This window comes from Telluria sp. ZB4P37, assembly GCF_059685855.1.
Genome location: NZ_JCASID010000002.1, coordinates 536563 through 559490, shown reverse-complemented (window position 1 = coordinate 559490; position 22928 = coordinate 536563). Strand labels below are relative to the sequence as shown.

Genomic DNA, 22928 nt, shown 5'->3' with positions numbered 1-22928 from the left:
CTTAGAGGTCAGCCGTCCAATCCCCGCTCTTGCCCCCATGCTTCTCCAGCACCCGCACATTGGTCATCACCATCCCGCGATCCACCGCCTTGCACATGTCATACACCGTCAGCAGGCCCACCTGCACGGCAGTGAGCGCTTCCATCTCGACCCCGGTCTTGCCGATGGTTTCGACGATAGCGAGCACTAACCGTCGAGCGCGTAAGTAACTTCAAATAATCTGTTCTGCCCACGAAAAGGGACAAATTTGGGACAGGATTTTTGCCCTGTCTGACGCCAGTTTACCTGAATGCAAAACGAACTAGCAACAACCAATTTCACTGTCAGTGAAAATTTATGGACAAGAGTATTGACATAGCTAGGTACGTATGGTCTACTCATCAACAGACCGAGTGCTACCGCTCGGATGGTTTTCAAGGTTTTACGTTGTTTCCTTCTCAGACGCAAAGTTAGCAATACGACCCAACGTACTAGGGTTGCCCGCTTCCAGAAGTAGGCTAAATGTCACGCATGGGCGCTACGTCCGATGCGACGAGACGACAGATCACGCAACCGCGCTGCCATTCCTCTGGCATGTGGGGCTGACGTGGGGCTGTGGTCTCAGAGACGATGACTGGTAATGGGCTTGTTATGTCGGGCTGGCATCTTCCGGCTTTTGCTTATGGGGCTGGGCACTATCGCCCGGAATGAGGAAAACAATCATGAAAAAACGTAACATTGAAAACAGTGTCTTGATGTTGAAAAAACTGAGAGACATGCACCATTGCCAGCTCGACATTAGTGTTGTAGGGGAGTTGAACCAGGTTATTGCTGACCTTGAAAGGGTCAGTGAAGAAGCTGAATCAGCGGATATGCAAGCATTGGGCTTGCGTGTTCTTCAGCTTCTCGGGGTAGTCATCAGTGTGGTCAGCAACATCAAAGACCTCATGAAGACCGACTTTTCGAAGACACAGCAAGCCCATTAATTTTCAAAGATATGAACCTCGGAAAATCTATCCAAACTTGTAGACTGCAACGTGGGTTATCCCAAGGCGACCTCGCGTCCAAGGCAGGCATTTCGGTTTCGTATCTGTCGATGCTTGAGAATTCCAAACGTGACCCGACAGTATCTACTGTGAAGAAAGTTGCGGAGGCATTAGGTGTGCCTGTGGAGATCTTGTTCTTCCTCGGCGCCGAAGACAGCGAGTTAGCCGGGATTGACAAAGCCCTAGCTGGTCAACTGGCGCTTGCCGCCCTGGGTCTGCTTAATGAAAAAAAAATTAAATGATTCGGTATTGTCCGCGCGCTACCCCCATGCTGGCATCCACGGGCTTGCCGAACTGTCAAAGGCGCTTAGAGTTCATCAGAGTGTTCTCGTCCAGTGTGCCTCAAATGCTTCCAAGATGTATCGTCTTGCCAAGCAGGAAATCAAGCCCGACAAGTCAATACGGCAAACCTTCGATGCCCGTCCTCGCCTGAAGGCTGTCCAGATAAGAATCAAAGAACGACTCTTGCAGCGTGTAATATTCCCCAACTATTTACACGGAAGTATTCGCGGCCGTAGTCCTCGGACAAATGCCGCTATGCACGTACGTGCGAAGATAACCTTTGCTGAAGACATAACTCAGTTTTTCCCCTCTGCGAGCCGAACCTTGGTAACGCGCACATGGGTTAATCTCTTCGGATTTTCCAAGGATGTAGCAGACCTACTGACGGACCTAACTACATTGAACGGGGGGCTACCCCAAGGTGCAGTCACCAGTTCGTTTTTGGCAAACCTTGTATTTTGGAACTATGAACCCTTCTTAGTAGAGACGCTGGCATTGCGTGGACTTACCTATTCACGTTATGTTGATGATGTTACCGTGTCATCCAAACAAAGGATTGAGCCTGAAGATAAGACGTATGTCGTCGCACAGATTTACGGCATGCTTCTTCATCATGGGTTTTCTCCCAATCGGCGAAAGCATGAAATAACAACTTCCAAAAATCCTTTGCGCACGACCAAGCTTTTGCATAATACAAAGGTAGCTTTGCCGGTTGCTGAGCGTAAGAAAATACGTGCTGCCGTGTTCGAGTTGGAACGCAGGGTATCTTTGGGGGCGCGGGGCGACGAGGTAACAAAAGCGTTGGCTAGTGTATCTACACGGGTGGGGAGATTAGGTAGCTATCACAAGGTTTCTGCTGATGCCCTCAAAAAACGCTTGGCCGTCCTGAGGGTCCTCTTGACACCCTCGGAAGTCAGTTCGAGTTATGCGATAAAAAATGAGGTCGAACCTTCCTCAAACTCCATTTCTCCACCGTGGCTGATTTGATAATTAACATAAGTTCTGTGAACTCCATAGTATCCAGATCAGTGCTAATTTGGGCATCATCCTTATCAGTCCTACTAAGGATATCTCTAGTATACATGGCTTACAACATCCTCTGCTCAGCCATTATTAATGATGAATGAAAGTGCAAGGGACAGATAAATAGCATCTCCAGCCTTGGCGGTTCACTCATCATTCCTTATCAGTCCTACTAAGGATAACTCTAGTTATACCTAGCTCACTAGCTTCTCTGTTCATCATACTAGAAGCAGTAACAAAGTGCAGTAGAGGCCATGTAATTGACCTACGCGCTTATAATCCGAAATCTGTTAGAGATAAACAGGGCTGAAATTCCACGTCGCTATTGGCCTCAGTCCAATCACGATGCCTCTACCCGGACGATTCCGGCGATGCCAAAGCGTTTTTGAAACACATCAAGCATCACCGCCATGGCGAGATCCTGATGCGGCACAGCGACTATGACAGCGTCGTGGATGGGTAGCGCAACAATTCCCAAGCAACTCAATTTGGTCAGAACTTCAACAAGTATCTGGCTTTCCTCGTACAGAAGCCTCATACCAATTCCTGTGTAGAAGTATTTTTCGATATAACGATGCTCAAGTCGGATGCCTGCAACAATATCCTTGATCCTCATACCGCACGGGAACAAATCAGCCGTACCTCTAGGCATCTTGGTCATCGGTGAGGTCCGATGCAGCATAGAATTGAATACCGCCTTAACGCCCTCACGGGATTGCTCCAGACCTGGTAAAGAGTAGGCATCAATATGTGCACAGTGATGGTCTGCCAGTCCATACAGAATTCTTGGGTTCATCTGCCCGAAATCAAGCGTGACTGTCGGTGTGCCGTTAATTTGGATGTTCCGGCGGTCGGTCTTCGTCATGGTCATCCAAAACCCGCCAAATAATCGTCCCCCTTGCTCAAACGATCCGTTATTGAAAAATCGCTGTAGATGACGGTTAGTGAGGTCAACCATCTGCAGCCTATCGGAAAGGTAACCGATTTCAGCGTGGGCAAGTTGTTCGTTAATACGCTTTAGGTCAGCACGATACGAGTTCGTTTGGTTGGTGTCTTCATATTGAAGCCATGCTCCAGGATCATCACGACATTTTTTTCGGTCCTTCAAGACGATCACCTCCATTGAACTATCTAGCTTGAAGTCAGCGCAGCTGAGACCATATTCCTGCATTCGATGCTTCAGAGGTGCGCCAGCACGGATCGTTGTTAGGGCGCATTTACTGCGATCTGAAGGAACCCAAAGACCCTTGGTGTATTCGATCCAGCCAACAGGAGGCGCTTTCATCAGGTCCAATACGTCCTTGATCGTCTTGCTGATTGCTGCAGGTTTGTAACGGTCGCGTGACCCCAATGCGGTGTTCGCCAACGATATCGTCAGCGCCCCATTAGGACACGTTAATTCCCTGTGGACTAGGTCACATATAAGAGCTTCGACTTGCCTCTCAAAAGTCTGTAAATCCATTACCCGCCGCTTCCGCTTGCGTGGTACACAGTATGCTTCATAATTGAGTAAAATTCGTTTCATCTCGGAGACTAATGCCGCAGCCTTTTCGGTAGCCGCGGCTCTAAAGGGATTAAGGGGCCGGTCTCTGCCAGACGACGAGAGTTGGCAATGGTCAGAACGGGGGGAGCGCATTGTTTCAGCGTTGGTCAAGCGATTAATATCTTGGATTTCAAACATGATTCAAGCATCTTGAAAATGCAGCGGCCGAGCCTTATTGGGAAAGCTCGGCGCTTCAAATCTTAGTTAGGTGTTGAGATGGGGGAAACTGGACAACAGGGAGAGTTGGCTCGGGTGTGCGCCTGTGTTTGCTAGGTATAGGTCTAGCTTAGGCAGTAGCGTAGGCCAAACTCAAGATTTTCCAATCCATGTTGACATCCTGATAACATCAGCCAGTTCAGCGAATAACCGATCTACCGTCACCGGCCCCCAGCGTTTACCGGCAGACGTAACCACTCCACGCTCATTCAAGCACTTGGCTAAACGAGAACGTCTAAACAGGCCATCAGCTTCAAATGCTTCAAGCACTGGGAGCAGTCCAAGGGAAAACACAGCTCCCGACCCAAGGCGCACCGCACCTTTAGAATTCTGAATACGCTGCTGTGCAGCTTTGACGTTCGCACAATTTACTTGGATGACGCTGTTGCTCATACGGCCCCCTCAGAAGCCTTGATGACTGCAAGTCGGCCGATCAAATTTGTGACGGCCCTGACAGTCCATTGCCCGCCCCGCGCCGTTGAGATGTTCCGTGCGCTAAAAGCCGTAGCAATTGCGGTGTGGCCTGTCACGCCTTGCTCTTTCAACTCCTTCAGAAGAGGCTTCAACCTAATCGCATAGGCGTCAGCTTTGTCCTTAAGAACTTTGGCACCGGCATGGCCAACTACCTTTTGTCGCTGTTCGCTTGCGACTTTCTCGTCACCGCCTTGCTCGGTACTGATATTTACAAAGTTGCTCATGCTGCGCCCTCCGTTGCCTTGACGACTGCGAGTCGCCCAATTAGGTTCGTTACTGTGGTCACAGCCCATTTTCCATTACGTGCTGTCGGTACCCCACGGGCGTTCAAGGCCGCAGCCACTGCGACGTGGCCGACAATGCCCTCGGCCGTAAGTTTCTGAAGCACCGGAATTAGGCTTACTGCGAAAGCGTTGGCTCTGGTCTTGGCGACGTTGGGAAACTTTTTGCGACCAGTCGTTTCATCGGTTCCTGGTGGCGTTGTGTTCGTGTTTGTTTCGTTTTGAATAGTCATGGTGTAGTAAAAAATTAGTTGTTGGATGTGCAGACGCCATGCCTCCTTGGACAGGCGTCGCAGCCGTAGTGGGAAGCTTGGTTTTGAGTTGGTTACTCTTAGGTGTGTGTTTTAGCTTTTGACCCTGAAATGCGGGTCTGCCGGACTGGCCCCCATCGGACGCAAAAGACATGAAGCAGTGGTTGGTCAAGAGCTAACGAAAGCTCAGGGCGTCATAGTGGGGAGCTTGGTTTTGAGTTGGTTACTCTTAGGTGTGTGTTTTAGCTTTTGACCCTGAAATGCGGGTCTGCCGGACTGGCCCCCATCGGACGCAAAAGACATGAAGCAGTGGTTGGTCAAGAGCTAACGAAAGCTCAGGGCGCCAGTAGGCCGCTCAGCCCGCGTATAGGCCGACAACATCGAGTTCACACACACCTGCAACCAGTGAACGGCAATGACCGCCAGAGGTGTATGCGTGGCTTAGGATGGCTTTGCGTTCCCGTGGTGGGAGAGGAGATGAATCGGGCTGTGATTGTGCTGCTGGATCAGGATCATCAGTGGTCTTCAGCTACCTGTTGTCCAGTTGAAAACAAAGGTGTCTGAGGCAATGATCAACCACCGTCAACATTCAAACAATGATGTTCTTCGTACACCTATATAAGCAGTGCTTAAAAAATAGGCGGTCGAAAGTATAATAAGCACAAGGGCATATGGACTCATTGGTAGCTTTCGATGCCCGAGACTGCTCCAATCCCAGCGCAGCCCGACTTGAAGCCCTGAGTGTCCTTAGGCAGCTTGGCGAAGATATTGATAAATGGTCTCACGGCTGATACCGAATTCCCTAGCAAGGGCGGTCTTCTTTGCACCTGTTGCAGCCTTGGCTTGCAGGTCCGCGACCTGTTCAGCATTCAATGCAGGCTTCCGACCAAGGTACACATCACCCTTGGCCTTTGCCACTGCAATACCCTCACGTTGACGCTCTCGAATCAGCGATCGCTCAAACTGTGCGAAGGCCGCAAGCATCGTGAACATCAATTCATCCATCGGGTTGTCTGTGCCAGCGGTGAACGTCAGCCTTTCTTTGACGAAGTGAACGGTAACGCCTTTGGCTTTGAGTTCCCTGACGATCCGTTGCATGTCCTCAGAATTCCTAGCGAGACGATCCATGGAATGGATCATGAACGTGTCACCGGCCCTAGCGTGCTTGATAGCAGCCTGAAGCTGTGGCCTATCTGTGTCCTTGCCAGATGCCTTGTCGGTGAAAACCTGGTCAAGCTGTACGCCGTCAAGCTGACGTTCGCTGTTCTGGTCGAGCGAACTGACCCGAACGTATCCGATGGTCTGTCCTGTGATTTTGGTGGCGGTCTTCATGGTGTCTTATCGTGCGTTAGTGTCAGGATAGATTCTAAGATCATGAATCAGTACTGTCAATAAAATCTTAAGCGGACTCTAAGCTGACAGAAATTACGGTTCGTACTGTCAGGTAAATGTGTGGTACTGAAGTACACCTTATCCTGACACCTTCTTAGTAGCCCTCAGCGCATACGCGACGAATGGCTATTGAGAATTGTTGAGTTTACTGACGTGAACCTTAATGCGCAGCTACGTTGGCTGCCACTGTCGCTTCAACTAATTCGCAACAGAGTAGTGGGGCAACGCTCGGGCCAAATAAATTACATCCTAAAAAAGACCCCCCTACAGTGTCTTTTGGCTAATAAATCAAATCTTCCCTAAAGGTCAAACTGGTTTGTTGTTGTTGGGAAATCAACGGGTGGGTAAGTTTTTGATTTTGGCAACACACCCCCCCGGGGGGAAGCTCCCAAAAGAGATCGCTTTTGACTGATGATCTTCCTGGTATGAGGGTACCCCCCCATGCCCCGGTCCCGTTTTAGGTTACAAGATCTCGGAGTCTGCCGAGGTGAGGCAGCAAGCGGGAAGAGCAGTTAGAAGAGACGTGGTTTTCTTACGATTGATTCTAGATCAAGTGTGTGGTCATTGCTTAAACCACTGGTTTTTTGTACAGTACTCGCTGTTGTCCCACCCGTGAAATAATGCTGTGTAAGTGAGGCGATGCAAGCCATAATTATCGTTTTTACTTACACCCGACTGTGTAGTGCAAGAAGAGCAACCAATGAGCTATCGTGTAATTGATTTATTTTGTGGAGCAGGGGGCATGACGCTAGGCTTCGTTGACAAACGCTTCGGCGGTGGCTTCGAGTGCGTACTTGCGGTTGACAATGACCGTGCCGCGATCCGGACGCACGAAGAAGCCTTTGGCGGTAAAGCGGTTTCAGGAAGCATCGAGGACTGGTTGGCGGGGCAGCCCGAAATTCCGGCAGCGGATGTGGTAATTGGCGGTCCGCCATGCCAAGGTTTCAGCTTGCTGAACAAGAACCGTGTGGGAGACGTGCGCCGCGCGCTTTGGGAGCCCTACATGGACATTGTGAGGGCGAGCGGAGCTAAGGTCTTCGTGATGGAAAATGTCAAGGAACTGCTCAAGTCTTCGGAGTTCGATGACATTCGTCGTCGGGCTGAGGAAATGGGTTTTGAGATCAAGTCAGAAATCCTGAATGCTGCTGACTATGGTGCGCCTCAAGTGCGGCGTCGAGCTGTGATCGTTGGATGGCACGCAAAGGCTGGCGTCGCACGCCCGGAGTTTCCTCCGGAGGCAACTCGGTCTGCCCCGGGTTCAAAGGACAATCTGCCGGACTGGGTTACGGTGAAGGATGCTATTGGTGACCTCCCTGACCCTGTAGGCGTTGAAATCCGCGACATTGAAGGTCACCTAAACCTTCATTTCGGACGGAATCCGACGCCGAAGAGTCTTGCGCGGTACAAGGTCGTTCCACCAGGCGGCAATCGGTTTGATCTCCACAGGAATGCGCCTGAGTTGACGCCGGATTGTTGGGTTCGCAAGACTTCTGGGGGGACGGATTTGTTTGGTCGCCTGTGGTGGGATAAGCCTTCCGTCACCATCAGGACAGAATTTTTCAAGCCTGAAAAAGGTCGATACCTTCATCCTGAGAAGCACCGCCCTATTACCCATAGAGAGGCAGCACGTCTGATGGGGTTCCCAGACGATTTCGCCTTTGTCGGAAGTAAGACCGAAGTTGCTCGTCAAATCGGCAACGCTGTTTGTCCACCGTTTGCTGGTGCGATTTCCAAGATGGTTAGGGAGATGCTGGACGCGACAAACGTGGAGAAGGCTGCCTAACTGGAGATCGTGTGGCAGATGTGATGACGCCGCAGCAAAGAAGTCGCTGCATGTCCAAGGTGAAGAACAAAAATACGAGTTTGGAGGTCAAATTTCGTAAGGTTCTATGGGCGCGGGGCTTGAGATACCGTCTTGGTAGGAAGCTTCTTGGCAAGCCCGATTTAGTGTTTGTCTCGGCCAGAGTTGCAGTGTTCATAGACGGTTGTTTTTGGCATGCGTGTCCCATCCACGGTCAAGAGCCAAAAACTAACGCCGATTTCTGGTCGCAGAAGCTGGCCAACAATAGGCTGCGCGATCAAACGGTCAATGTCGGACTAGCTCAGCTTGGTTGGACCGTGGTCCGGTTCTGGGAGCACGAGGTTAAGGACGACGTTGAGCGGTGTGTCAATGAGTTAGTGAGAATCGTAAGGAATAGAGAATAGATGGCGCGTAGACCAGTCCAAAACACCCCTGAACTCATCAGAATCCAACTTGCTGACGTGCTTAAGGACTTCGGAAATGAGATGGCACATGCCGACCTGAGGCATAGGGTCTTGTCTTTGATCCCTGCGTTTCATTTATTACGCGACCTCGGTAGTTCCTTGATTAACGAGAACATTCCTGCTGCGCGGGATCGCATCATTTTTTATTTCAAGACGTACCCTCAAAAGATTATCCACGGTGATGAGTTAATGGTCGTGTCAGGTATCAGCGAATGGGCGCGCAGGGTAAGGGAGTTGCGCGTCGAATTCGGTTGGTCAATCCTGAGCGGGCTTACTGCTCAAGAGCTGGCTGAAGCAGAAGAAGAGGAAGGAAATGTGATCGAGATTGATGGCAAATTGTTGTCCTCAATCAAACCCGAAGAGTATCTTTTAATGAAGGACACTCAGGACTTGGAAGCGGCATACAGGTGGAACGTATCTAAATCCATCCGGAAATCGAACGCCTCCGTTCAGGACAAGATTCTTGCCTTTTTGCGGCAGAACGTCGGCAAACAGGTTACGGGCGAGGAACTCAGGTATGTCGCGGGGGATAAGACGGAATGGGCGCGGCGTTCGCGTGAGTTGAGGACGCAGTTGGGCTGGCCCGTCGTCACGAGGTCACAAGGACGTTTAGACCTTCCTATCGGCGTTTACGTCCTGGAAGAGGACCGCCAGTTGCCCCAATGGGATCGTAAGATTCCCGATGGAGTTCGCGTATCGGTTTTGAAACGAGACGGGATGGCTTGCCAGAAATGCTCTTGGAAGCATAGCGACTTCACGCCCTCCGATCCACGTAAGATTCTGGAACTTCATCATCGGATACATCACGGACGCGGTGGGCCAAACACGGCAGAGAATCTCATTACCCTTTGTAACGTGCATCACGATGAAATCCACGCTCTGGACATGGAGGTAGATGAGTACCTCAAGAGGGAAGATTAATCTGCTGAATGCTAAATAACTGGTTTATGTTTTTGGCTGTTGCTGTTGCTGTTGCTGTTGCTGTTGCTGTTGCTGTTGCTGTTGCTGTTGCTGTTGCTGTTGCTGCTGTGCTTGCGCTTGCGGGGTGACTGGATTGGGCAAAGCAGCAGCCGCGTCCCGCTGTGCAGCCCTTTTTGCTTCGTCTTCTAAAGCCTGCAATCTCCGATCAAAGTCTATGAGCTTTGCTTTATCACCCGCATTTTCGGCAAAAACGCTATATGCCATCGGAGCAAAAATTGCGGCGATAGAGATTGCGATTGCTGCGACTGTCAGAATGTATGCCCATTTTGGCATTCTCAGAATTTCTTTCCCGACTTCATCCGTAAGCTGAGCCATGTTCAAAAAGGTATCTGAAAATGCGCGGGATTTATCGGCAATGCGGCTGAGGTAGTGTTTCCGATCAATATATGTTGGAGGTCTTGGCGAGGGTACCGCGTCACCTTGAAGAAACATCACACGAATGAATGGGTCGCCTTTGGAAATCGTCACAGGGTCACGACCGAAGTTCACCAACGCTGTGGCAACTGGTCCTTTCCACCCAGGATCAATCACACCGACGTTGAGAGCAAATACTCCGTCGTGTGCCCAAGAAGTCTTAAGAGAGGCAAGCCCCGTAACATTCGACGGTACGTTAAACTCCTCCTTGGATACTACCCATACCACTCCCCGACTCTTAAGGGTATGAGAGGTACTATGGACTACTCTCCCACACTCGATAATTTCTGCGATTGTAGTGTCGTACGTTGTATCCCGACGAGCATCGATGTCACCGTTTGGTACAATGTTCGCATCTTTTATTTGTTTCGACGTTAAAACCATTTCTTCCTCATGAGCGTGAGCAATACGAAAAAATTTTCCAGCCAAACTGAAGCAGACCGCCATTACATGGCTGAAGCATTTGTTGAGCGAAGTTTAACAGATGATCCGAAAGGAAAGATTATTCTTGCGTCGTCTGTAGGGGCAGTAATTGCTGACCCAACTCGAATGATTGCTTGTTCCGCGAACGTCTTGCCTCCTTCGCTGAAAAAACGCTATCTTGAAACGGCACAAAATGTGGCTGATGATGACCGCTATCACGTGATTGAACATGCAGAGCGTGCCGCAATCTTTAAAGCCTTCCATTCTCACGCTGACATGAGCAAAGCAACCATTTATTGCACTCGATTTCCATGTAGTGATTGCGCTAGAGCTATCGTATGGTCAGGCATTAAACGCGCAGTATTTGCGGGTGGATTCGCTGGTGAAAAGCGATGGCTCCCTGCTCAACGGGCGGCGCTTAAAATTCTACGAGATTCGGGAGTGATAGTGCGATATTTGTCGAAAGGTTCTGATGCTGAAAGTACTGAAGGTAGTGTGGTCGCTACAGTAGCTGAAACGCTTGTGGGGCAGAACCCGATCAAATAATACTAAGCGAGGCTGTTTGCCACCTGGAGTTGTGCTTTATGGATAAAAGTTCGATTTCAACCAAGATCACCCTCCAGATTGGTAAGCCGCGCCCTGTCTTAGCATGGTGCGGCGTTCCCGGCATCTAACTAAATATTCGGGTCAAAGGTTCCATCTGGTCGAAAGTCTACAATTTCATAAAGTTTAGGCTCGCCTCTGATATTCTGGACTCTTACATTCACTACGTATGCCAAGTCGGTCCATGGTTTATTGAACGCGGCAGCGGTCTGAAGCATTGCTTGCTCGATTGACGGATTCTCGAAGATCACCTTTAGGGGGAAAGGCGAAATGTCTTCTATGATTGCCTTATAGCCTGTGATCAAAGACGGGTTAGTCTCATGCCAAATTAATACCTTGTTACGGATTAAGTCTGCGTTCTCCGAAGAGGCTCTTCCAAGCACGCGCCTAATAGTTTTTTGCGCCGTTTTGGCATCGTCGGACGTTATAACAAAATTGTTGATAACCCCGTTGCCAGAAGCAGTCAAAACAAACTGCGCGCCATTCTCGTTTGAAATTGGTCCAAGAATTGATCCCCACATTTGCACGTCTTGTATACCTATACCACTTGGTACCTTCTCAGTCTTGCCTGTGAGCCAGCTCATCATTCCCTTCGTAGCCTCTACCCATTCGTTGAGGGAGCCACCTTGAAAAATTAGTGGCATAAGAGGGACTGTATTTGCTACGATCTCGAATACCAATGATCCAGAGCGCACATCACTTACATAGAGTTTGACTTCTGGGAAGTAATCGTCGGGACAAGCTCTTTCGACAAAGCGAACGAACTGATTATTAATAGCGAAGAGCGAAATAGTCAAATCAGTAACTGATACAGGCTCTCTCGTATCGAACTTAATCTCTAACCGATCTTTGTAGTCCATGTCGAGCAAGTTGATCTCCAATTAGCGCCAAACGGCATGATCAGAACAGTTTAAGCATTCTTCGTGGCAATGTCCATGTAGAAATACCTGCCTCGTCAGCGTATCGGTAGCATCGTTTGCGTTCAGGTAGCTCCGTCCACTCATAGACGTTAAGTCTGAGCGCACATGAGGGATGGCATGCGTAGGTAGCTTCGTGTTCTTGAGATTGCACTGACCAAGGGGGCACATGGATTTCTGGCCCTTCCAGTAGCTTGAGTGACCAGCCGAGATGCTTACTTAAGGACGCAGGGCACCCGACTCGGTATAATTCTTGACCCAAAACTTGACCCAATGACCCAGAGAAATTGATAGCGGTGTCGGGGACGTCCCATAGGGTCTCTAGCTCATGCTTGGTTAGAGCAGCAGACTCGAAGTCCGTTGTTGCCCTCGTCAGGAAACGAAGTTGACCGGGGAAAAGACCCCCTCCGGTTCGGCAGATGCAACGACTTAAAGCCAGTAGAGGTCGTTTTTGCGTATTGTTTGGTGTTGTACGAGGGTGTAGATTTCCAAAATAGCAGAAGTCTGGTAGCACACCTCCGTATGTTTAATATGCAGAGACTACCCAGTGACTAATTCTTGCATTTGTCGAAATGGTAGCGAGTCATGTTGCCGCCCTTACCGCGATAGCTGCAACGGGGACACTCGACCTCCTTGAGGTTCCTTTTGCGACCGCGAGGATCAGGCGGCACTGGTCTCACGCCAAGCAGGGCGATCCGAGCCTTATGGGACTCACTCATTTTCTTGCGCGTCTCTTCGCTAAAAGTCCTCCCCCGCTGCGACTTCGACATTTCCAACTTCTGCGAGGCAGGCTTTGGCTTCCCTGTGGTGTGATGTGAAATGTTCGCGTAGTGGATTGTCAACGTCTCCGAACGCTTTTGCCGCTCGGCGTTGGATTGCTGTCTCTGGTTTCGTTTGGCGCACTTCTCTGGCGTCATGCCTTGCCAGCCGCCTAATCCACCAGGTATGCGGTTCATCATGAGCGGATCAGAATGAATTTTCGCCCATGTGACTAGCGTCGCTTCTTTCGCATAAGCTGCTTCTTCAATGTCGAAGAATTCAATAGTTCCAGTAATCAGGTGTACCCCACGTTCTAAGCATCCCCTGACCCAATCCCCGCTGCCCTGATACCTGTCGAAGTAAGGCTTTCGGGTGGTGTGAACGCCAATGTAATACTGGCCCGTAGCAGGGCAAATGGTCTTATACACGATCGAAGTTTTGATAGTCATTGCCTTCTCATTCCGCATAGACTTGGTTGAACCTGAAAAAGCTTCCATAGAGAGCCGCTTTCAACCTAGCTTTTGAGCCAATACCTCAGCTTTCGGGTGGTAGTACCGCTTAAGCATCTGGATAGTCTGATGGCCCGTAACAGCAGCCAGTTCGATGACATTAGGAAGCTTTGTTGCTAGAGTGGTGGTGGCCGTGTGCCGCAGATCATGAAACCTTAAGTCAACGATCCCTGCACGTTTGCAGGCGTGGACAAAGCAGTTATTCATCGTCATGAACGAGATTGGGAAGACCGGGCCATTCGTACTGGCCTGAAGTGCCCTAAGGGTCGCTACAGCCTTCAGTGACAACGGGACGATACGAGCCGTGCCATTCTTCGTAAGCGGCAGGATGACAGTCTGAGAGTCGAGGTCGATGTTTTCCCACTGCATGGCTAACAGTTCTCCTCTGCGCATGGCAGTTTCAAGGGCAAGAACTACAAGGGGAATCATCAGAGGGCTGCGGCGTTTTACGGGGCGCAGTTCATCCAGGAGACGGCGCTCTTCGTCGGCTGTGAGAAGCCTTGTGCGACCCTGTGGCGTTGCAGGTTTGCGCACCAATGCACACGGGTTCGGTGTGGGTACACCCCATTCTCGACGAGCATGAGAAATTGCACCCGATAGGATGCTTAGTTCCCTGATGATGGTTCCTGCGCTGACGGTCTTCAGCCGCGCGTCCCTGTAGCCAGCGACTACCGCCGGGGTCAGCGTCGCCATGCTATGCCCGGTGAACTTTTGGCGGGTCATGAAGTCGATGCTTTCACCTTCGCGCTGCGCTCCCCGTTTGGTCGGCGTTACCTCGGCTTTGTAGCGTAAAAGTACGTCCCTGAGAAGCAGGTGTCGCGCTTCGTGGTACGGCTGATGCGTACCCTTGTCCATTGCAGCTTCAACGCCACGTGCCCATGCTTGGGCTTCTGTCTTTGTCGCGAACGACTGTGACTCTTCGGGGAAACCCATGCGCCTCACACGGGCTTGCCACGTTCCTGATCGAATTCTAATAGTTGCCATACGTCTTCCATTGGGACAGACGTGGGCCAAGAACAGATTTTGAATACTGAAGCAGTCGTATGACGCGCTATGGCATTGGCCGGTACAGGCTATGGTGGAGCGATGGAATTCTGAGAAATCCCAAGGAAATCAACGCTTTAGAGTTCGGCTGTCCAATCCCCGCTCTTTCCCCCATGCTTCTCCAGCACCCGCACATCTGTCATCACCATCCCGCGGTCCACCGCCTTGCACATGTCATAGATAGTCAGCAGGCCGACCTGCACCGAAGTGAGCGCTTCCATCTCTACCCCGGTTTTACCGATCGTCTCCACCTGCGCCCGGCAATGCACGCTGCTGGCCGCCGCATCGATCTCGAAATCCACCGCCACCCGCGTAATCGGCAGCGGATGGCAGAGCGGCACCAGGTCGCTCGTGCGTTTCGACGCCATGATGGCCGCGATGCGCGCAATCCCGATCACGTCGCCTTTTTTTGCATTCCCGGACTGGATCAGTGCCAGCGTCTCGGGCTTCATGCGGATCGTGCCGGCGGCGACGGCGACACGGTGGGTGTCCTGCTTGGAGCCGACGTCGACCATGTGGGCCTGGCCGGTGGAATCGAAATGGGTCAGGTGCTCGGGTGGCGGAGTAGGGGAGCTCATTGCAGGGAAAAATTAGGGGTGGATTAAAGTGCTTCGCTGGGCAGCAAGGCGGCTGCGGATAAGGTTATGATAGCACTGTGAAATATGCTCCCCGCCCAGCATCGGCGCGCCGCTGGCGCCCTGCATTGACCGCCCTGGCCTTGTCCATGGCGGCCGCATTCGCCATTGCCGCTCCCGCCGAGCCCCAGAAAAAGCCCGATAACAACCGCCTGCCGACGCTCGGCGACGCGGCGCGGCAAGACCTGTCGCCGGTCGTCGAGCGCAAGCTGGGCGAGGAAATCATGCGCGACGTGCGGCGCGACCCGGCCTATCTCGACGACGACCCGATCACCGAATACCTGAACAACCTCGGCAACGCGCTGGTCGTCGCCGTGCCGGGCGCGCGCGGCGAGACCAATGCCGATTTCTCCTTCTTCGCCATGCGCGATCCGAACCTGAATGCCTTCGCGCTGCCGGGCGGTTTCATCGGGGCGCATACGGGGCTGATCGTCGCGGCCCAGAACGAATCCGAGCTGGCCGGCGTGATGTCGCACGAGATCGGCCACGTATCGCAGCGCCACATCGCCCGCATGCTGGGGCAGCAAAAGCAGGACGTACTGCTGCCGCTGGCGGCGATGATCCTGGCGGCGCTGGCTGCCCGCACCAGTTCCGACGCCGCGATGGGCGTGCTGATGGGCGGGCAGGGCCTGGCCGTGCAGCGCCAACTCAATTTCAGCCGCGACGCCGAGCGGGAGGCGGACCGGGTCGGCTTCCAGATCATGAGTGCCGGCGGCTACGACACCACCGGCATCGTGGGTTTCTTCAAGCGCCTGCAGACCGCCACCAAACTGTATGGCGATATCCCGGCCAACATGGCCACCCTGAGCAGCCACCCGCTGACGGCCGAGCGCATCACCGACATGCAGGCGCGCATCCGCGAGATCCCGAAGAAGCCGCGCGTCGACAACCTGGATTTCCAGCTGGTGCGCGCGCGTGCACGCGTGCTGCAAGACGAAAGCGTCGGCGGCCGGCGCGACACGAAGCATGCCTTCGAGACCCAGCTCAAGGAAGGGCACCGGCACCTGCAGGCCGGCGCCCAGTACGGCTTGGCCCTGCTGGCGCTGCGGCAGGGGAATACGCTTGATGCGCAGTCGTGGCTGGACAAGGCGCGCACCACCGTGAAGCCGAAAGATGGGGTGTTTTCCAGCGAATCGAGTGCCGGCGATGGGGCCACGATGTTCACCGGGCTGGCGCTCGAGATCAAGCTGGCGCCCGGCCAGCCGGCAGCCGTGGTGCAGCAGGCGGTGCAGGACGCGGACCTGGCGCGCCAGCGCTATCCGCTGTCGCGCGCGCTGGCACGCCAGTATGGCGAGGCGCTGATCGCGGCCGGCAAGCTGGAAGAAGCGACGCGCTACCTGCGCGACCAGACCCAGCTCTACCGCGAGGAGCCGAAACTGCACGACATGCTCGCCCGGGCCTATGCGAAGCAGGGGAAGATCGCCTTGCAGCACATGGCGCTGGCCGAATCGTATGTGGTGGCGGGCGCGCTACCGGCCGCGGTGGCGCAGCTGGAGTTGGCGCGCAAGGCGGGCGATGTGTCGTTCTATGACCAGTCGGTCATCGATGCGCGCGAGCGTGAGCTGAAGGCAAGGCAGAAGCTGGAGAAGGAAGAAGAAAAGGAGCGGTAAAACGCACTTGCCACGGTGCCCGCATCATCGCGCACCGCAGGGTGGGCAGGTTTCCTGCCCACGCGTTCAACCAGCGGAAGAATTGTCGTGCAGCTCTTCATGCTGGGTTTGAACGCGCGGGCGGCATCCACGTTCCAGGCCAAGCATCTTCCCGGGTGAAGCCGCGCCACCCTGCGAGCCGGCGTTTTGCACGTTAGGAGCCGGGGATGAGCACGTTATGCGCCCAGGTTTTGCACATTACGCCCCAGGCAGTTGCACGTACCCGAAGCGGCGCGGCAACGCATCCGCGGCCAGGCGTTCGACGCGCACGCGCCCCTCGCCCAGCGCCAGCACCAGCTCTTCCGAATCATCCTCGAGCCAGACCATGATCGCCTCGATCGACGCCGGCCGGCCGTCGAGCTCCATCCGTCCCAGCACCTGTTCCACGTCGCGATCATCCAACTGCGCGACGACATCACCCGCCTGCAGGATCAGCGCGCCGGCGTCGGTCATGAACACCCCGTCCACCCCCGCCAGCGCCTGCCCGGTCTGCAATACAAAACCCTGCACCGGGTCGGTGCGCGCGATGAAAGGTGTCGCCTCGAGGTTCACGTACACGCGCTGCGGCCCGTTCTGGAAATACCAGCGGCCCTTGTCGTCGTGCGCGTAATTGCGGTTGATGAAGCCGATCAGCGCCACGTGCGCCAGCTTGTCGCCGGGGGCGTTGCTGCGCTGTGCGGTGTCGTCGCGCATGCGCCAGTTGCCGCGCGCGTCCAGCGCCAGCCACCCGTAGCAGTGGGGTACGTTGGGCCACTTGGCCATCGCCTGTTTTACGATCTCGTCCATGTCACGAAGCTTCGCATAGTTCGTGCGCCCGGGTCGCGCAGTTCGGGGCCGCGCCATCGAAGAAATGCAGGATCTTTTGCGGAAGCCAGTCGATGCGGCCCGGGAAGGGGCCGACCGAAAAGCCGACGTGGCCACCTTCGTCCGGATATTCCAGCGTCACCGCGTCCGATGCGGTGAGGGGCAGGTGCTCGCCCGGCAGGAAGGGGTCGTTGCGGGCGTTGAGCACCAGGGTCGGCACCGTGATCTCGTGCAGCACATGGCGGGCACTGGCGCGATGCCAGTAGTCGTCGGTGTCGCGGTAGCCGTGCAGCGGCGCGGTGACGACGTTGTCGAACGCGTAGAGGTCGCGCGCGCCAAGCAGGGCGTCGCGGTCGAACAGATCGGGATAGCGTTCGAGCTTGGCCAGGCATTTGGGCTTGAGCGTCTGCAGGAACATGCGGGTGTACAGCATGTTGAAACCGGAACCAAGGGCCTTGCCGCCCTGCGCCAGGTCGAGCGGGGCGGAGACTGCGCAGGCTGCGTCGACGATGCCGGCGGCGTGGCCCGATTCGCCCAGCCAGCGCAGCAGTGCATTGCCGCCCAGGGACACGCCGGCGGCGAACAGCAGGCCGCGCGCGCGCGCATGCAGCTTACGCACGATCCAGTCGACTTCGTCGGCGTCGCCCGAGTGGTAGAAGCGGGGTTGCAGGTTCGGCTCGCCCGAGCAGCCGCGGAAGTGGGGCACGGCGCCGGACCAGCCGCGCGCGTGCAGGGCCGCCATGAGCGAGCGCGCGTAATGGCTGTTCGAGGAACCTTCCAGCCCGTGGAACAGCACCACCAGCGGTTTGCCCGGCTGGCCGTCGACGAAATCGACATCGACGAAATCGCCGTCGCCGCTCGTCCAGCGCTCGCGCCGATAGGTGACGGGCGGCCTGGCAATGCAGGTCGCCGGGTAGATGGTCTGGAGGTGGCCGCCGGGGAGCCACGCGGGCGCACGGTAATGCATGAGGGAGCTGGCGCGGTGTCGAAGCGCGCCGATGGACAGCAGATTAGTGATGCTTGAGCACGGTGCCCGCCGCCAGGCGGTACTGGGTGCCGCAGTACGGGCACTTGGCGTCGCCATGGTGGTCGAAATCGAGGAAGACGCGCGGGTGCGACGACCACAGCGGCATGGCCGGGTTCGGGCAATGTGCCGGCAAGTCCTTGGCCTCAAGCTCCACCACGGGCATCGTCTTTTGGTTCATCTGGTTCTCCGTCAAGCTAAAGTTGGACAAAGACGCGATTCTACCGGATTCACCCTGCATACCGAAATGATCGGTAGAATAACAAACTGACTACAATCGAGCCCGGGCGCAGCTTGGCCACCCGGCGCCGCATCCTTGCACATCTTTTACATGCGTTTCATGCCCCGTCGTTTCAAGCCCGTCGCCGCAGCTGCCTGTCATGGCCGTTGCGGGAAGACCACATGAGCCAGGCCGCCCCGCCGGGCCAGCCCCATCCTGTATTGAAGGAAGCGCACGACCCCGCCGCCTGGCGCGAAGGCTTCAAGACCGGCCTGCCCACCCTGTTCGGCATCGGTGCCTGGGGCCTGGTGGTGGGCATTGCGATGGTCAAAAGCGGCTTGACGCCGGTGCAGGCGGCCGGCATGACCCTGCTGGTGTTCGCCGGCTCCGCCCAACTCGCCTCGCTGCCCCTGATCGCGGCCGCCGCGCCCATCTGGGTCATCTTCGCCACCGCGCTGGTCGTCAACCTGCGCTTCGTCATCTTTTCAGCCCTGCTCGGGCCGCATTTCGCCCACCTGCCCTGGAAGCAGCGCTTCCTGCTCGGCTACGTCTCCGGCGACATGACCGTGGCGATGTTCCTGCAGCGCTATCCGACCGCCGAACGCGTGGCCGGCAAACTATCCTATCTCAAAGGGTTGATGTATCCGAACTGGTTCGCCTGGCAGATCGGTTCGCTGACCGGCATCTTCCTTGGCAGCGCGATTCCGTCCGAATGGGGCCTGGGCTTTGCCGGCACGCTGGCGATCCTCTGCATCATGGTCCCGCTGATCATCAACAGCGCGGCCCTGTGCGGCGTGGTCGTGGCGGTGGCCATCTCGGTGCTGGCCTACGGCTTGCCATATAAGCTGGGCCTGCTGCTGGCGGTCGTGGTTGGCATGGTCACGGCGATGGTGGTCGAAGAAACCTTCGCCAAGCGAAAGGCGAAACATGTCTGATTGGGAAATCTGGGCCATCATCGGCGTGCTGTGCCTGGCCACCGCCGCCACCCGTAGCTCGTTCTGGCTGATCGGCCACCGCGTGACGATTCCGCCGCGGGTGCAGGAAATGCTGCGCTATGCGCCGGCCTGCGCGCTGGCCGCCATCGTCGGGCCGGACATGCTGGTCGACGCCCAAGGCGAGGCGCACCTGGCGCTGGCCAACCCGAAGCTGCTCGCCGGGCTGGCAGCGCTGGCGTTTTACATGTGGCGCCGCAGCATGATTTTGACCATTTTGTTCGGCATGCTTGTCTTCACACTGTTGCGCATATCACACGTTTTTGGCGCCCCCGGCTAGCAAACCTCGACAAACCTGCTGCGCGTTGCCGTGCCAATCTGCGATGCTCGCTGTACGTCCGTACAGCTGCGCTTCTCGACCGGCACAGCTACCGCTCGCGACGGTTTTTCGAGGTCTGCTAATGTACAATGACGTTCTTTCATCATTTAACCCTTGACTAGCCAATGGACGACGTTCTCAGTTTCACCCGCTTGCAAGACCTGATCGACCGCGATGCGCTGAAAAACAAGCGCGTCTTTATCCGCGCCGACCTGAACGTGCCGCAGGATGACGCTGGCAACATCACCGAAGACACCCGCGTGCGCGCTTCCGTGCCGGCCATCCAGGCTGCACTCAAAGCCGGCGCCGCCGTGATGGTCACTTCGCACCTGGGCCGTCCGACCGAGGGCGAATTCAAGCCGGAAGACAGCCTGGCGCCGGTCGCCGCGCGCCTGTCCGAGCTGCTCGGCCAGCCAGTGGAACTCAAGCAAAACTGGACGGACGGCGTCGACGTCGCGCCGGGCCGGGTCGTGCTGCTGGAAAACTGCCGCGTCAACAAGGGTGAGAAGAAGAACGACGACGCGCTGGCCCGGAAAATGGCCAAGCTGTGCGACGTCTATGTGAACGACGCTTTCGGCACCGCGCACCGCGCGGAAGCCACCACCCACGGCATCGCCAAGTTTGCCCCGGTGGTCGCGGCAGGCCCGCTGCTGGCGGCCGAACTCGACGCGCTGGGCAAGGCCCTGGGCCAGCCGAAGCGTCCGCTGCTGGCCATCGTGGCCGGCTCGAAAGTGTCGAGCAAGCTGTCGATCCTGCAGAGCCTGGCAGGCAAGGTGGACAACCTGATCGTCGGCGGCGGCATTGCCAACACCTTCATGAAGGCCGTCGGCCTGAATATCGGCAAGTCGCTGGTCGAGAACGACCTGGTCGCTGAGGCGAAACAGATCATCGACATGATGAGTGCGCGTGGCGCCTCGGTGCCGATTCCCGTGGACGTCGTCTGCGCGAAAGAGTTCTCGCCAACGGCTGCGGCCACCGTCAAGGATGTGGCCGACGTCGCGGACGACGACATGATCCTGGATATCGGCCCGAAGACGGCCGCCATGCTGGCCGGGCAGGTGGCCACGGCCGGTACTATCGTCTGGAATGGCCCGGTCGGCGTGTTCGAGTTCGACCAGTTCGCGGAAGGCACCAAGACCCTGGCGCTGGCGATTGCCAACTCGCAGGGCTTCTCGATCGCCGGCGGCGGCGACACCCTGGCGGCGATTGCCAAGTACGAAATCGGCGACCAGATCGGCTATATCTCGACCGGCGGCGGCGCGTTCCTCGAGTTCCTCGAAGGGAAGACCCTTCCGGCAGTCGACATCCTGCTCCAGCGTCAGGCGAAATAAGGCCAGCAAGTACCAGCGCAGCTTAGAAAGCTGCGCTTCTCTTTTCAGAATCAAGGATCCAAACCATGCAACCTGCGCGTCCCCTGTATAACGCCACCAAGATTGTTGCCACCATCGGTCCGGCGTCGACCGACTTCGATATCCTCGTGAAAATGATCCGGGCCGGCGTCGACGTCGTGCGCCTGAATTTTTCGCATGGCAAGGCCCAGGACCATATCGACCGCGCCGCGCTGGTGCGCCGCGCCGCCGCCGAATGCGGCACCGAAGTGGCGATCATGGCCGACATGCAGGGTCCGAAGATCCGCGTGGGCAAGTTTGAAGAAGGCAAGATCTTCCTGAACAATGGCGACCGTTTCATCCTGGATGCCAAGTGGGGCGAGAACGGCGAACTGGGCAACCAGGAACGCGTGGGCCTGGACTACAAGGCGCTGCCGCGCGACGTCAAGCCGGGCGACAAGCTGCTGCTCAACGACGGCCTGATCGTGCTGATCGTCGACAAGGTCGTCGGCCACGAGATCTGCACCACGGTGAAAGTGGGCGGCGAGCTGTCGAACAACAAGGGCATCAACCGCCAGGGCGGCGGCCTGACCGCGCCGGCGCTGACCGCCAAGGACATGGAAGACATCAAGACGGCGATGAGCTTCCAGGCCGACTACCTGGCGATCTCGTTCCCGAAGAACGCCACCGACATGGAAATGGCGCGCCAGCTGGCCAATATCGCCGGCGAGCCCTACCACCACAAGCCGATGATGATCGCCAAGATCGAGCGCGCCGAAGCGATTCCGGTGCTGCAGGAAATCCTGGACGCGTCCGACGGCATCATGGTCGCCCGCGGCGACCTGGCGGTGGAAGTGGGCAACGCGGCCGTGCCGGCGCTGCAAAAGCGCATGATCCGCATGGCGCGCGCCTCGAACAAGCTGGCTATTACCGCGACCCAGATGATGGAGTCGATGATCGTCAACGCCGTGCCGACCCGCGCCGAAGTGTCGGACGTGGCCAACGCCGTGCTGGACGGCACCGACGCCGTCATGACCTCGGCCGAAACCGCATCGGGCAAGTACCCGGTTGAAACGGTCGAGATGATGGCAGCGATCTGCCTGGAAGCGGAACAATCCGAATACAACAAGCTCGATGCCGATTTCCTGAACGTCCAGTTCACCCGCATCGACCAGTCGATCGCCTACGGCACGCTGTTTACCGCCCACCACCTGAAGGTGAAAGCCATCGTGGCCCTGACCGAGTCGGGCTCGACCGCGCTGTGGATGAGCCGTCATTCGATCGATACCCCGATCTTTGCCCTGACCCCGTCACAGACGACGCAACGCAAGGCGTCGCTGTACCGGAACGTGCGAGCATTCCACCTGCTGCAGGAAGGCGGCAGCCACGCCGTGCTGCGCAAGGCCGAAGAAGTGCTGATGCGTGAAGGCATGGTGTGCAAGGGCGACCTGATCGTGGTCACCTGGGGCTCGCCGATGGGACAGGCCGGTGGCACCAATGCGCTCAAGATCGTGCGCGTGGGCGAGCTGGACGAAAAAGTTTCTTAATTGTTTGG

General features: G+C 55.7%; 24 protein-coding genes and 1 pseudogene. 12 read left to right on the top strand and 13 right to left on the bottom strand.

The genetic code is table 11. The features are described 5' to 3' along the window. Position 1: 1 nt before the first annotated feature. Positions 2-175, bottom strand: a pseudogene (locus AC56K1_RS06890) (cyclic pyranopterin monophosphate synthase MoaC); the annotation flags it as partial. Positions 176-701: 526 nt separating this feature from the next. On the opposite strand from AC56K1_RS06890, the gene AC56K1_RS06885 reads away from it, so the two are divergent. The 3 genes from AC56K1_RS06885 to AC56K1_RS06875 are packed head-to-tail and all read left to right on the top strand — an operon-like array spanning position 702 to position 2294. Beyond that, the gene (locus AC56K1_RS06885; RefSeq protein ID WP_497157092.1) at positions 702-965 is read left to right on the top strand and encodes a hypothetical protein; all 264 of its coding nucleotides are present in this window, start codon (positions 702-704) and stop codon (positions 963-965) included. Between the two features lie 11 nt (positions 966-976). Then, positions 977-1267, top strand: a complete 291-nt coding sequence (locus AC56K1_RS06880; protein WP_497157091.1) for a helix-turn-helix domain-containing protein — start codon at positions 977-979, stop codon at positions 1265-1267. Further along, a complete protein-coding gene (locus AC56K1_RS06875; RefSeq protein ID WP_497157090.1) occupies positions 1248-2294 on the top strand; it encodes a reverse transcriptase family protein in 1047 nt (348 codons plus the stop codon). Before AC56K1_RS06880 ends, AC56K1_RS06875 begins: the two co-directional genes overlap by 20 nt. 376 nt (positions 2295-2670) lie before the next feature. On the opposite strand, the gene AC56K1_RS06870 is transcribed toward AC56K1_RS06875, so the two are convergent. The 4 genes from AC56K1_RS06870 to AC56K1_RS06855 all read right to left on the bottom strand — a co-directional run bounded on the left by AC56K1_RS06870 (position 2671) and on the right by AC56K1_RS06855 (position 6427). Beyond that, complete coding sequence (locus AC56K1_RS06870; RefSeq protein ID WP_497157089.1) at positions 2671-4011, bottom strand: hypothetical protein; 1341 nt, start codon at positions 4009-4011, stop codon at positions 2671-2673. A 171-nt stretch (positions 4012-4182) separates the two neighbouring features. After that, positions 4183-4482, bottom strand: coding sequence for a hypothetical protein (locus AC56K1_RS06865; protein WP_497157088.1), 300 nt, complete (start codon positions 4480-4482; stop codon positions 4183-4185). Then, positions 4479-4787 carry a hypothetical protein gene (locus tag AC56K1_RS06860; RefSeq protein WP_497157087.1) on the bottom strand — a complete coding sequence of 103 codons (309 nt, stop codon included), beginning with the start codon at positions 4785-4787 and terminating at the stop codon, positions 4479-4481. The genes AC56K1_RS06865 and AC56K1_RS06860 overlap by 4 nt, the downstream gene beginning before the upstream one ends. A gap of 1055 nt (positions 4788-5842) precedes the next feature. Beyond that, positions 5843-6427, bottom strand: a complete 585-nt coding sequence (locus AC56K1_RS06855) for a recombinase family protein (protein ID WP_497157086.1) — start codon at positions 6425-6427, stop codon at positions 5843-5845. A gap of 760 nt (positions 6428-7187) precedes the next feature. Between AC56K1_RS06855 and AC56K1_RS06850 the strand changes: the two genes are divergently transcribed. The 3 genes from AC56K1_RS06850 (at position 7188) to AC56K1_RS06840 (ending at position 9673) form a co-directional block, all read left to right on the top strand. After that, on the top strand, positions 7188-8270 hold the full coding sequence (locus AC56K1_RS06850) for a DNA cytosine methyltransferase (RefSeq protein ID WP_497157085.1): 1083 nt from the start codon (positions 7188-7190) through the stop codon (positions 8268-8270). A 23-nt stretch (positions 8271-8293) separates the two neighbouring features. Next, positions 8294-8692: a very short patch repair endonuclease gene (locus tag AC56K1_RS06845; RefSeq protein WP_497157185.1), complete on the top strand. Its 399-nt coding sequence runs from the start codon at positions 8294-8296 to the stop codon at positions 8690-8692. 81 nt (positions 8693-8773) lie between these two features. Beyond that, positions 8774-9673 (top strand): HNH endonuclease, encoded by a 900-nt coding sequence (locus AC56K1_RS06840; RefSeq protein ID WP_497157084.1) that lies wholly within the window; start codon positions 8774-8776, stop codon positions 9671-9673. A 24-nt stretch (positions 9674-9697) separates the two neighbouring features. Here the strand turns inward: AC56K1_RS06840 and AC56K1_RS06835 are convergent, their stop codons facing one another. Continuing rightward, positions 9698-10594 (bottom strand): dCTP deaminase domain-containing protein, encoded by an 897-nt coding sequence (locus AC56K1_RS06835; RefSeq protein WP_497157083.1) that lies wholly within the window; start codon positions 10592-10594, stop codon positions 9698-9700. A 3-nt stretch (positions 10595-10597) separates the two neighbouring features. Between AC56K1_RS06835 and AC56K1_RS06830 the strand changes: the two genes are divergently transcribed. Beyond that, positions 10598-11116 (top strand): deaminase, encoded by a 519-nt coding sequence (locus AC56K1_RS06830; protein WP_497157082.1) that lies wholly within the window; start codon positions 10598-10600, stop codon positions 11114-11116. 128 nt (positions 11117-11244) lie between these two features. On the opposite strand, the gene AC56K1_RS06825 is transcribed toward AC56K1_RS06830, so the two are convergent. The 4 genes from AC56K1_RS06825 to moaC all read right to left on the bottom strand — a co-directional run bounded on the left by AC56K1_RS06825 (position 11245) and on the right by moaC (position 14980). Further along, the gene (locus AC56K1_RS06825) at positions 11245-12042 is read right to left on the bottom strand and encodes a hypothetical protein (protein WP_497157081.1); all 798 of its coding nucleotides are present in this window, start codon (positions 12040-12042) and stop codon (positions 11245-11247) included. Between the two features lie 599 nt (positions 12043-12641). After that, complete coding sequence (locus tag AC56K1_RS06820) at positions 12642-13298, bottom strand: GIY-YIG nuclease family protein (protein ID WP_497157080.1); 657 nt, start codon at positions 13296-13298, stop codon at positions 12642-12644. A 60-nt stretch (positions 13299-13358) separates the two neighbouring features. Then, positions 13359-14291 carry a tyrosine-type recombinase/integrase gene (locus AC56K1_RS06815; RefSeq protein WP_497157079.1) on the bottom strand — a complete coding sequence of 311 codons (933 nt, stop codon included), beginning with the start codon at positions 14289-14291 and terminating at the stop codon, positions 13359-13361. 188 nt (positions 14292-14479) lie between these two features. Next, positions 14480-14980 (bottom strand): cyclic pyranopterin monophosphate synthase MoaC, encoded by a 501-nt coding sequence (gene moaC / locus AC56K1_RS06810; RefSeq protein ID WP_497157078.1) that lies wholly within the window; start codon positions 14978-14980, stop codon positions 14480-14482. Between the two features lie 146 nt (positions 14981-15126). On the opposite strand from moaC, the gene AC56K1_RS06805 reads away from it, so the two are divergent. Then, positions 15127-16647: a M48 family metalloprotease gene (locus tag AC56K1_RS06805; RefSeq protein WP_497157184.1), complete on the top strand. Its 1521-nt coding sequence runs from the start codon at positions 15127-15129 to the stop codon at positions 16645-16647. Positions 16648-16884: 237 nt separating this feature from the next. Here the strand turns inward: AC56K1_RS06805 and AC56K1_RS06800 are convergent, their stop codons facing one another. From AC56K1_RS06800 to AC56K1_RS06790, 3 genes are read right to left on the bottom strand one after another with little or no spacing between them, the layout of a single operon-like run. Next, positions 16885-17472, bottom strand: a complete 588-nt coding sequence (locus AC56K1_RS06800) for a DUF2946 family protein (RefSeq protein ID WP_497157077.1) — start codon at positions 17470-17472, stop codon at positions 16885-16887. Position 17473: 1 nt separating this feature from the next. Further along, positions 17474-18457, bottom strand: coding sequence for a YheT family hydrolase (locus AC56K1_RS06795; protein ID WP_497157076.1), 984 nt, complete (start codon positions 18455-18457; stop codon positions 17474-17476). Positions 18458-18500: 43 nt separating this feature from the next. Further along, positions 18501-18695 (bottom strand): zinc-finger domain-containing protein, encoded by a 195-nt coding sequence (locus AC56K1_RS06790; RefSeq protein WP_171087614.1) that lies wholly within the window; start codon positions 18693-18695, stop codon positions 18501-18503. Between the two features lie 221 nt (positions 18696-18916). Between AC56K1_RS06790 and AC56K1_RS06785 the strand changes: the two genes are divergently transcribed. From AC56K1_RS06785 to pyk, 4 genes are all read left to right on the top strand, one after another. Continuing rightward, a complete protein-coding gene (locus AC56K1_RS06785; protein WP_497157075.1) occupies positions 18917-19669 on the top strand; it encodes an AzlC family ABC transporter permease in 753 nt (250 codons plus the stop codon). Further along, positions 19662-20006: an AzlD domain-containing protein gene (locus tag AC56K1_RS06780; RefSeq protein WP_497157074.1), complete on the top strand. Its 345-nt coding sequence runs from the start codon at positions 19662-19664 to the stop codon at positions 20004-20006. Before AC56K1_RS06785 ends, AC56K1_RS06780 begins: the two co-directional genes overlap by 8 nt. A 164-nt stretch (positions 20007-20170) precedes the next feature. Then, positions 20171-21376, top strand: a complete 1206-nt coding sequence (locus tag AC56K1_RS06775; RefSeq protein ID WP_497157073.1) for a phosphoglycerate kinase — start codon at positions 20171-20173, stop codon at positions 21374-21376. 83 nt (positions 21377-21459) lie between these two features. Beyond that, positions 21460-22920 carry a pyruvate kinase gene (pyk, locus tag AC56K1_RS06770; RefSeq protein WP_497157183.1) on the top strand — a complete coding sequence of 487 codons (1461 nt, stop codon included), beginning with the start codon at positions 21460-21462 and terminating at the stop codon, positions 22918-22920. The last annotated feature ends 8 nt before the right edge of the window (positions 22921-22928 follow it).